Genomic DNA, 9,419 nt, shown 5'->3' with positions numbered 1-9,419 from the left:
GCACACCACCATCGACCCCCGTCCGTCCGACGACAGAGGAGCCCGACATGGACGAGAACACCCGCTACCAGGTGCTGCGCAACGACGAGGAGCAGTACTCCCTCTGGCCCGCCGACCTCGACGTCCCGGCCGGCTGGCAGCCCGTCGGCACCGACGGCACCGAGGCCGAGTGCACCGCGTACGTCGACGAGGTGTGGACCGACATGCGCCCCAGGAGCCTGCGCGAGCGCATGGAGAACGCCGGCGCCTGACCGGCCGAGGGGACGGGGCCGCCGCTCGCGCCGGTGCCGAGCGGCCCCGTCCCGGAGCCACCGCACCACCGAACCACCACGACCTTGAGGAGAGCCGCATGACCCCTCCGCTGCGCACCGAGCACGTGGAGTTCATCCCCTACCGGCCCGAGGACGAGGACGCCTTCGTCTCCCTGCTGCGCGACGCGGACGTGTGCCGCTGGATGGGCCAGGACCTCGTGCCCGAGCCGGACATCCGCACGCTGTTCCGCGCGATCCTGAGCGACGTCTACCCGCAGAACCTCTTCGACGTCTGGGGCCTGTGGCTGGACGGGGCGTACGCGGGCCACGCCGAGGTCAAGCGCGCCGGCAACGTCGACGGCCACGAACTGGTCACCGCGCTGGCCCCCGCGTACTGGGGCCGGGGCCTGGGCGGCGAGGTGGTCCGCGGGCTGATCCGCTACGCCGGCGACGAGCTGGGGCTCAAGGAGGTCTACGGCATGGTCGGAGCGGAGAACACCCCGAGCCTCGCCATGTGCCGCCGCCTGGGCTTCCGCCACCTGCGCGACGTCGTCGGCGACGACGGCTCGGTCACCAGCCTGCTGGCCGTCTCCACCACCACCGACGAGGCCTGAGCCGGCCCGGCACGCGAGGATCCGGTGCGGTCGGGTCGCCCCGCCGGATCCCGGCCCGCCGGGGGTGGGCCCGGATGCGGGGCAGGTCGCGGCCCGCGGCTCCGCCCGGGGGCCGTCCCGGAATCCGTCCGGCCGCCATCCTCCGGTCCGCCCCGTGCACCGGCCGCGTACCGCCGGCCCGGGGCCGCGGCCGGGTCCGCCCTCAGCCCGCCACCGCCGCGACCAGCGGGCGGTGGCAGGCCACCGTGCGGCCGGGGGCCGCCGTCCGCAGTCGGGGCTCCTCGGTGGCGCAGCGGTCGTCCGCCAGGGGGTAGCGGGTGCGGAAGCGGCAGTCGCTGGGTGGGGCGAGCGGGGAGGGCGGGTCGGCGGGGAGCAGGCCGGTGTCGCGCAGCGGGCGGCCGGGCTCGGGGACGGCGGCGAGCAGGGCGGCCGTGTAGGGGTGGGCCGGGGCGGCGAGGACGGCCTCGGTGGGGCCGCGCTCGCAGATCCGGCCGAGCTGGAGCACGGCCACCTCGTCGCTCACCGCCCGGACCACGCCGAGGTCGTGGGAGATGAACAGGCCGGCCAGTCCGCGTTCCTCGGTGAGCCCGCGCAGCAGGTTGAGCACGGTGGCCTGGGCCGAGACGTCGAGGGCGGAGACGGCCTCGTCGGCGATCAGCACGCGCGGTCCGGCGGCCAGCGCCCGGGCGATGGCCACCCGCTGGGCCTGTCCGCCGGAGAGCTGGTGGGGCCGGCGGTCGCCGAACAGGGCGGGCGGCAGGCCGACGGCCTCCAGCTGCCGGGTGACGACCTCCTCCCGGTCGCGGGCCGGGTCGGGGTGGGCGTCGAGGGGCTCGGCGACGAGGTCGCGGACCAGGCGGCGCGGGTTGAGCGAGGAGAGCGGGTCCTGGAAGACCATCTGGAGGCGGGGCCGGACGGCCCGCAGGGCGCGCGGGGAGAGGGTGGCGAGGTCGGTGCCGTCGAGGGTGACGGTGCCGGTGGTGGGCGGGGGCAGCCGCAGCAGGGCCTTGGCGATGCTGCTCTTGCCGGAGCCGGACTCGCCGACCAGGGCGAGGGTACGGCGCGGGTACAGGGCCAGGTCGACACCGCTGACGGCGTGCAGCGGGCCGGAGCGGGTGCGGTGGACGACGCTGAGGCCGGTGGCCTCCAGGACGGCCGTGCCGGGGCCGTCCGCGGTGTGGGGGGCGGCGGCTTCGGGGGCGGTGGTCATGCCGCGGACTCCAGTCCCTCGGGGGCGGTGGTGTCGGGAGCGTCGAGCGGGAAGTGGCAGTCGGCGGTGTGCCCGTCCGGCGCCGTGTGGGTGGGCGGCGCGGTGGTGGTGCAGAGCTCCGTCGCCCGCTCGCAGTGCGGGGCGAAGGGGCAGCCGGGGATCGGCAGCGCCCTGAGGGGCGCGAACCCGACGGTGCTCCGGCGGCTGGACGCCGGGTTCGCGGTGATCGGCGACGTGCAGTTCCTGCCGGGGTATTCGGTCCTGCTGGTGGACGAGCCCGACGTGCAGCGGCTGTCCGACCTTCCGCGCGGCAGGCGGACGGCCTTCCTCGCGGACATGGACCGGCTGGGCGAGGCGGTGGAGCGGGTCTGCCGGCGGCTGGACGCGCAGTTCCGGCGCGTGAACCTGGAGATCCTCGGCAACGCCGACCACTTCCTGCACGCACACGTGTGGCCGCGGTTCGAGTGGGAGAGCCCGGACCTCGTCCGTCGCCCGGTGTGGCTGTATCCCGCGGAGAACTGGCGCGATCCCGAAACGGCACTCGGACCGGAGCACGACGGACTGCGCGAGGCGATCGGTCGCGAACTCGACGGGTTGTCCGTGCCCGCCGCCGGTCCGGAGCGGTCGGTCAGTCGCTGACGGCGAGGTGCAGGACGGTGGCCCAATCGTCGGTGACCAGCAGCAGGTTGCGCCACCAGATGTAGCTGGTGTGCGGCCCCCCGACGTCGCCGCAGCCACGGACGGGGCCCAGGTGCGCCTCGACGAGGTCGGCGATGCCGTCGGCGAGTTCGCCGGCCCGCCGGATGTCGTCGGGCGCGTGCCGGTCGGGTGCCGTGTGCCCGTACCTTCGGGCGGGCCGCATGTAGCCCTCGGTCACCTGGCCGCGGAAGATGTCCCGCCAGGCCCGGGGCGACGCGAACGGCCGTACCGGTCCTCCCACCTGGTAACCGCTGCCCCAGCCGCCGGCGTCGAAGACGGCTTGGGCGAGAACCTGCATCCGGTCGCGCCCGGCTGTCGTCCCGGTCGCGGGGACCACGTGCAGCAGCTCGATGAACGGCTGGAAGGTGTTGTCCTGGAGCAGATCCTCGAGGGGTTCCACCGCGGCCGACAGCGCGTCCGGTGCGGCGAGCGGGTCGAGCATGGGCGTCCGGGGCCTCTCGTCCGATGTCGCGGTCCGGCCCCATGATGCCGGCCGAGCGCCCGTTCGTGCGACGGGGTTTCCACGGCCTCCCGCGGAGGCGGCGGTTCCGAAGCCGCCCCGGACGCGGAAAGGCCCGCACCGGCAAGCGGTGCGGGCCTTTCGCTGCCTGGCGGGTGCCGTGGCAGGAAAAACTACAGCGGGCGGATGTTCTCGGCCTGCGGGCCCTTCTGGCCCTGCGTGACGTCGAACTCGACCTTCTGGCCCTCGAGCAGCTCACGGAAGCCGTTGGCGTTGATGTTCGAGTAGTGGGCGAAGACGTCCGGGCCGCCACCCTCCTGCTCGATGAAGCCGAAGCCCTTTTCCGAGTTGAACCACTTCACGGTGCCGTTAGCCATGGAAATCTCCTTCAGAGGCTGTCCGAAGCCCGCACAGCGCGGACCACGAGTCGCCGCACAAGCACCCACCCGGAAAAGACCGGGTAAACAAAAATGCGCCTGCAAAACATCAGCAGGCGCACACAAAGTTCATGGGAACCACTACTGCAACAAAAACGACTCTAGCAGGCCGGAGTCCGTTGCGGGCGAATATTCCGCTCCCGATTTCGGGGAGCGCCCTCCGCGGTCGTCGGCCTTGATCCTTCGGGGAGTGCCAACGCGCCATGGGTGCACGCTGGTTGGCGCGGGCCTGCGCCCGGGCTCCGGCGGCCCGGGAGGGCGGATTCCTGCGGGCGCGGTGCGGTCGGCCCGCGTGGCGCCGGGTGGCCGGCGTCATCGAGTGCCATCGAGTGTCACCGAGCGCCACTGCCGGTGCCGGGTCCGTCCGGCGCCTGGGTTCAGTCCAGGCCCCGGGCGCGGCGGAAGCGGGCGGTGAGGGCGTCCGGGGCGATGAGCGGGGCCGGGTAGTCGGGGGCGGGGTCGAGCAGCCAGGGGCGGTGGACGGCCGGCCCGGGCAGATGGGCGAGTTCCGGCACCCAGCGGCGCACGTACGCCCCGTCGGGGTCGTACCGGTCGGCCTGGCGCAGCGGGTTGAGCACCCGGTTGGGGCGGGTGTCGGTGCCGGTGCCCGCGACCCACTGCCAGTTCAGCTGGTTGTCGGCCACGTCCCCGTCGACCAGCAGCGACAGGAAGTGGGCGGCGCCGATCCGCCAGTCCAGGTAGAGGCATTTGGTGAGGAAGCCCGCGGTGAGCAGGCGGGCCCGGTTGTGCATCCAGCCCTCCTCGGCGAGCTGGCGCATTCCGGCGTCGACGATCGGGTAGCCGGTGCGGCCCCGCCGCCAGGCCTCGGCCTCGCGCTCGTCCCGGTGCCAGTGGTCGTCCCTGGTCCGGTAGTCGCGGTGCGCGGCGTCGGGGCGGGCGGCGAGGACCTGGTGGTGGAAGTCGCGCCAGGCGAGCTGCCGGACGAAGGACCGCGCCCCCTCGCCGTCGTGCCGCAGCGCGCGTTCGACGAGTTCGGTGGGGGACAGGCAGCCGAAGTGCAGGTACGGGGAGAGCCGGGAGGTGGCGTCGGCGGCGAGGTCGTCGTGGACCCGCGCGTACGCGTCGACGTCCCAGCGCCGCCACCGCTGCCTGGCCGCGCTCTCGCCCCCGGGCGGCAGGGCGGGCGAGAGCGGCCCGGTGAGCAGCAGGTTCTCGCTGCCGATGCCGGGCGGGGTGTCGAGCGCCCGCGGCGCGCCCAGCACCGTGCGGCGGGGCGTCCGCTGCCAGGCCCGGTGGTACGGGGTGAAGACCGCGTAGTGGTCCCGGCCGGCCGGGGTGATCCGGCCCGCCGGGACGACCGTCACCGAGGCGTCGTGGACGTGCAGGCGGTCGCCGAACACCTCGCGCAGCCGGGCCTCGCGCCGCTGCGCGAAGGCGCTGACGCCCGCGGCGACGTGCACGGTGGTGGTCCCGGCGTCTCCTCCGGCTCCGGCCTCGACACGCGCTCCGGCCTCGGCCTCGGCCGCGACCCTGGCCGCCTGCTCGGCGGGCTCGCCGCGCCGTACGACCAGCCGGGAGCCGATCCGGCGCAGCGAGGCGTCCAGGTCGGCGAGGCAGTCGGCGAGGAACGCCTGCCGGTTGGGCGCGGCGAATCCGGCGCCCTCGACGGCCGGGTCCAGCACGAACAGCGGGACGACCCGGTCGGCCGCGGACCGGGCGGCGTGCAGCACGGGGTTGTCGTGCAGCCGCAGGTCCTGGGTGAACAGGGCGATCGATACGCTCACGGGTGGGCCTCGCAGGTGGTGCCGTCGGGAGTCCGGGTGTTCCGAATGCTTCTACCGCTTCGTACTGTTTCTCCCGGACGTTCGGAGCGGCCCGCGACGCGGATTGGTCCGAACGGTTCCGCAGGTCACGCGGGGTGCCGGCCGGCGGGACTGCGGTCGTGCGTCGGGCAGGGGGCGTGTTGCGGCGCGGGCGCCGCGTGAGAGGCTCGTCCCATGGAACAGCGCGTACTCGGCCGCACCGGCCGCCCCGTCTCGATCGTCGGCCTCGGCACCTGGCAGCTCGGCGCGGACTGGGGGGACGTCCGGGAGGAGGACGCCCTGGCCGTGCTGGAGGCCTCGGTGGAAGCCGGCGTCACCCTCTTCGACACCGCCGACGTCTACGGCGACGGCCGCAGCGAGCGGCTGATCGGCCGTTTCCTGAAGGACCGCCCGGACGCCGAGGTGTTCGTCGCCACCAAGTTCGGTCGCCGGGTCGAGCAGCGGCCCGAGCACTACAACCTCGCCAACTTCCGTTCCTGGGCCGACCGTTCACGGGACAACCTGGGTGTGGAGCGGCTCGACCTGGTGCAGCTGCACTGCCCGCCGACGCCCGTCTACTCCTCGGACGAGGTGTTCGACGCCCTGGACACCCTGGTCGAGGAGGGCCGGATCGCCGCCTACGGGGTGAGCGTGGAGACCTGCGCCGAGGCGCTGACCGCGATCGCCCGCCCGAACGTCGCGAGCGTGCAGATCATCCTGAACGCGTTCCGGCTCAAGCCGCTGGAGCAGGTGCTGCCCGCCGCCGAGGCGGCCGGAGTGGGAATCCTCGCACGGGTGCCGCTGGCCTCGGGCCTGCTGTCGGGCCGGTACGACGCCCACACCGTCTTCGCCCCGGACGACCACCGCACCTACAACCGCCACGGCGAGTCCTTCGACCAGGGGGAGACCTTCTCCGGGGTGGACTTCGCGACGGGCGTCGAGGCGGCGGTGGAGTTCTCCGCGCTCGCTCCCGAGGGCGCGAGCGCCGCGCAGACGGCGCTGCGCTGGGTCACCCAGCAGCCGGGGGTGACGACGGTGATCCCCGGCGCCCGCAACGTGGCGCAGGCCCGGGCCAACGCGGCCGCCGCCGACCTGCCGCCGCTGCCGTCCGCCACCCTGGCCGCCGTGCGCGACCTCTACGACCGGCGGATCCGGCCGCAGGTGCACGACCGCTGGTGACGGTGCTCCCCGCGCGGTGCCGCCCCGACGCGTGGGAGTGCCGGACCGGGGCCGTCGCGTGACCCGCCCGTCCCGCCCGCCGGGCGGCGTGCCCGGTCCGGCCCGGTCGGGCCGCCCCGGCGGCGGGGCGGGGTGACGTCAGGGGAGCAGGTGGGCGAGGGCGGCGTCGACGTCCAGGTGCTCGGTCTCGGCACCGGCCGGCACCAGGCGGAAGGAGTCGAGGAGGAACGCCGTCACGACGGCGGCCGGAACGCTGATGACGGCCCGCGCGGACGGGGAGCGCAGGGTGATCAGCACGCGGTCCTCCGGCCCGGGGGCGACGGTCACGTCCCCGAGGCCGACCGGTCCGTGCCGGCCCCGGTCGAGCAACTCGCGGCCGAACGTCCACTGCGCCGCGTCGTCGTCGCCGAGCGGCGGGAACGCCAGGCACACCGCGTACGGCGACGCGGTGTCGAAGCGCAGCTGCGCCTCCACGGCGACGTCGGGGAACGGGCCTTCGGGCAGGGTGACGGCGGTGGACCAGGAGGTGGCGACGGTCATGCGACGAACTCCCATTCTGGCGGTGGCACCGGGTTCTCCTCCGGCCTCGGCGGCCGGGGGTGGCAGCGCTCGGTTACCCGCGTGCCCGGGGTGCATTCCTCGTCTCTCAACGCGGCCGGGCCGCCCGGCGTGATCCCCCGCTCGGGTGGTTTCCCGCCCTGCCGGGCCCGGGCAGCGAGGCCCCGCCCCGGCGTACGGTCGCCGGGGCGGGGCTTCGGGTCACCGCGCGGTCGTGCGGGGCCTCACGGCGCCACGGTGTCCGCCGCGGGCGGCTCCGGCCCCTCGTGCTCGGGCTGCTTCGCCTTCCGTCGCACGTCGGCCGGGGTGGGCGTGCTGATCGAGCGTTCCTCGGCGGAGCGCTCCCGGGCTCCGACCCGGCCCTCGGCCTTCGCCCGGACGTCCGCCGGGGTCGGGGAGGTGATCGCGCGTTCCTCGGCGGACCGTTCCCGCGTCGGTTCGTCCGGCTGCGTTCCGTGGTCGTCGGGTGTGGTCATGGGCTCGTTCCCCTTTCCGGTCCTGGGCTTCGACGGGTGGGACACCGGGCGGCTGCCCCGGATGTCCGGTTCCGAACCGGTTTCCGAGCCGGTTTCCGAACCGAGGGATGCCCCGCGGCCGTCGGCCCCCCGACGGTAACCCGGGGCCGGAAGGCGCGCTGTCGGAAGGCGCGCTGCCGGACGCGGTGGCGGACGCTCCCGGTCCCGGTGCGAACCGGTGGTGCGGGGTCAGGGCCGCTCGTCCCGGTCGCCGCCGTCCGGGGTGCGGGTTCCACGCCGGTGCCGGCGCAGGTACCAGACGACGAGGGCGAGGACGACGCCCGCGGCGATCGCGAGGGCGAGGACCCGGCCGACGGTGCTCTCGACCCGGGTGTAGGCGGCTCCGGCGAAGTAGCCGAGGAGGGTGAACCCGACGCCCCAGAGCAGGCCGCCGAGGGCGTTGAACAGGAGGAAACGCCGGTAGGGCATGCGGGACATGCCGGCCAGGGTGGGCACCATGGCGCGGAAGAAGGCGACGAAGCGCCCGAAGAAGACGGCGGCCGGCCCGCGCCGGCGGATCAGGTCCTGGGCCTGGTCGACCCGGGTCGCATGGCGCCGCATCGGGCGGGTGTCGAGGATCCTCGGGCCGATGTGGCGGCCGATCTCGTAGCCGACGGTGTCGCCGAGGACGGCCGCGCAGACCACGAACACGACGAGCCAGCCGAGCGAGATCCTGCCCTGGTGGGCGAGGAAGCCGCCGAGGACGGCCGCGCTCTCGCCGGGTACGACGAAGCTGAAGAAGAGGGCGTCCTCGACGAGCACGAGACCGGCGACCACCGCGTACCCGACCGGACCGGACAGGCCGCTCAGCCAGGCGGTGATCGAGTGCATCAGCCTCCCCGTTCCGGACCGGCGCCCCTCTCCGCCTCAATGTAACGCTCACGGTCGGCGACGACCCGCCGGCCCCGGCCCCGGCCCCGGCCCCAACCCCAACCCGGCTCAGGCCAGCACCAGCGAGCGCAGCAGGTCGAGCTCCTCGAACTCGAACCCGGCGAGGACGGTGGCGAGTTCGCAGGCGCCGGGGGCGAGCAGATCGACGGTGGCCAGGACGTCCCGTCCGCCGGCGCGGTCGAGCTCGTCCAGCGCGCGGGGCAGGTTGCGGCGCCACAGGACGGCCGGTGCGGGCGGTCCCACGGCGCCGCGGTCGCGGTGGAGGGTGCCCTCCGGGGACACCCAGAGCGGCGGGGCGCCGGTCGGACCGGGGCCGTCGGCGGCGGGCGCGGCGGGGCGGTGCAGCAGCAGGCGGTGGTCCATCGCGCGGAACCCGTGGGCGAGGAACGCCCGAGTGGTGACCGGCCGGCGGTGGAGCGGCAGACCGGCGAGGTGGGGCGGCCAGGGCGGGGGATCGGTGAAGGCGGTGACGGCGGTCAGGCCGCCGCTCCCGGCCAGGAGCGTCCGGACGAGGACCTCGGCCGCGGCCGGGGCCTCCCGGCAGTGCAGCCAGGCCACCCCGCCGGTGAGACGGCCGGGTGTCGTCCGGCGGTCCACGGCCATCGCACCGTGGAGCCGGCCGTCCGCGTCGTGGAGGACGAGGACGGTCCGGTCGGCCCGGGGCTCCCAGCCGACGGGGGCCTCCGCCGCGGGGAAGGGCACGGCAGGCCGGTCGGCCGCGATCAGCCGGACCACCTGGGCCCGGTCCTCGCGGGTCGCGGGCCGGACCCGCAGCGCCCGCTCCGCCCCGAGCGACACCTTCATCGCGCTCCTGTCCATGCGCACGTCCACATCCACGTCCT

At 75.1% G+C, this 9,419-nt stretch carries 12 protein-coding genes; 4 read left to right on the top strand and 8 right to left on the bottom strand.

Features of this window, described 5'->3' with window-relative positions:
• Window positions 1–47 precede the first annotated feature (47 nt).
• Both ACFWP2_RS23680 and ACFWP2_RS23675 read left to right on the top strand, forming a co-directional pair.
• Complete coding sequence (locus ACFWP2_RS23680; RefSeq protein WP_380454542.1) at window positions 48–251, top strand: MbtH family protein; 204 nt, start codon at window positions 48–50, stop codon at window positions 249–251.
• A gap of 98 nt (window positions 252–349) precedes the next feature.
• Window positions 350–865, top strand: coding sequence for a GNAT family N-acetyltransferase (locus ACFWP2_RS23675; protein WP_380454540.1), 516 nt, complete (start codon window positions 350–352; stop codon window positions 863–865).
• A 202-nt stretch (window positions 866–1,067) separates the two neighbouring features.
• Here ACFWP2_RS23675 and ACFWP2_RS23670 read toward each other — a convergent pair whose 3' ends face one another.
• Window positions 1,068–2,075 carry an oligopeptide/dipeptide ABC transporter ATP-binding protein gene (locus ACFWP2_RS23670; protein ID WP_380454538.1) on the bottom strand — a complete coding sequence of 336 codons (1,008 nt, stop codon included), beginning with the start codon at window positions 2,073–2,075 and terminating at the stop codon, window positions 1,068–1,070.
• 159 nt (window positions 2,076–2,234) lie between these two features.
• Between ACFWP2_RS23670 and ACFWP2_RS23665 the strand changes: the two genes are divergently transcribed.
• On the top strand, window positions 2,235–2,714 hold the full coding sequence (locus tag ACFWP2_RS23665; RefSeq protein ID WP_380454600.1) for a diadenosine tetraphosphate hydrolase: 480 nt from the start codon (window positions 2,235–2,237) through the stop codon (window positions 2,712–2,714).
• Here the strand turns inward: ACFWP2_RS23665 and ACFWP2_RS23660 are convergent.
• The 3 genes from ACFWP2_RS23660 to ACFWP2_RS23650 form a co-directional block, all read right to left on the bottom strand.
• A complete protein-coding gene (locus ACFWP2_RS23660; protein ID WP_380454536.1) occupies window positions 2,704–3,216 on the bottom strand; it encodes a hypothetical protein in 513 nt (170 codons plus the stop codon). The two genes, ACFWP2_RS23665 and ACFWP2_RS23660, sit on opposite strands and share 11 nt — an antisense overlap.
• A 191-nt stretch (window positions 3,217–3,407) precedes the next feature.
• Complete coding sequence (locus ACFWP2_RS23655; RefSeq protein ID WP_045694210.1) at window positions 3,408–3,611, bottom strand: cold-shock protein; 204 nt, start codon at window positions 3,609–3,611, stop codon at window positions 3,408–3,410.
• A 437-nt stretch (window positions 3,612–4,048) separates the two neighbouring features.
• A complete protein-coding gene (locus tag ACFWP2_RS23650; RefSeq protein ID WP_380454534.1) occupies window positions 4,049–5,416 on the bottom strand; it encodes a cryptochrome/photolyase family protein in 1,368 nt (455 codons plus the stop codon).
• 213 nt (window positions 5,417–5,629) lie between these two features.
• Here ACFWP2_RS23650 and ACFWP2_RS23645 point away from each other — a divergent pair, with 213 nt between their 5' ends.
• Entirely contained in the window at window positions 5,630–6,613 is a 984-nt protein-coding gene (locus ACFWP2_RS23645; RefSeq protein WP_380454532.1) for an aldo/keto reductase, read from the top strand.
• A gap of 138 nt (window positions 6,614–6,751) precedes the next feature.
• On the opposite strand, the gene ACFWP2_RS23640 is transcribed toward ACFWP2_RS23645, so the two are convergent.
• From ACFWP2_RS23640 to ACFWP2_RS23625, 4 genes are all read right to left on the bottom strand, one after another.
• Complete coding sequence (locus tag ACFWP2_RS23640) at window positions 6,752–7,153, bottom strand: SsgA family sporulation/cell division regulator (RefSeq protein ID WP_380454530.1); 402 nt, start codon at window positions 7,151–7,153, stop codon at window positions 6,752–6,754.
• 242 nt (window positions 7,154–7,395) lie between these two features.
• Window positions 7,396–7,647: a hypothetical protein gene (locus ACFWP2_RS23635; RefSeq protein ID WP_380454528.1), complete on the bottom strand. Its 252-nt coding sequence runs from the start codon at window positions 7,645–7,647 to the stop codon at window positions 7,396–7,398.
• 228 nt (window positions 7,648–7,875) lie between these two features.
• Window positions 7,876–8,517 carry a DedA family protein gene (locus ACFWP2_RS23630; protein WP_380454526.1) on the bottom strand — a complete coding sequence of 214 codons (642 nt, stop codon included), beginning with the start codon at window positions 8,515–8,517 and terminating at the stop codon, window positions 7,876–7,878.
• A gap of 108 nt (window positions 8,518–8,625) precedes the next feature.
• On the bottom strand, window positions 8,626–9,396 hold the full coding sequence (locus ACFWP2_RS23625) for a hypothetical protein (RefSeq protein WP_380454524.1): 771 nt from the start codon (window positions 9,394–9,396) through the stop codon (window positions 8,626–8,628).
• Window positions 9,397–9,419: the final 23 nt, after the last annotated feature.

It is taken from the genome of Kitasatospora sp. NPDC058444 (assembly GCF_042721415.1).
Classification (GTDB): domain Bacteria; phylum Actinomycetota; class Actinomycetes; order Streptomycetales; family Streptomycetaceae; genus Kitasatospora.
The sequence above is the reverse complement of the archived record's forward strand: the minus strand, read 5'-3'. Positions and strand labels throughout refer to the sequence as shown.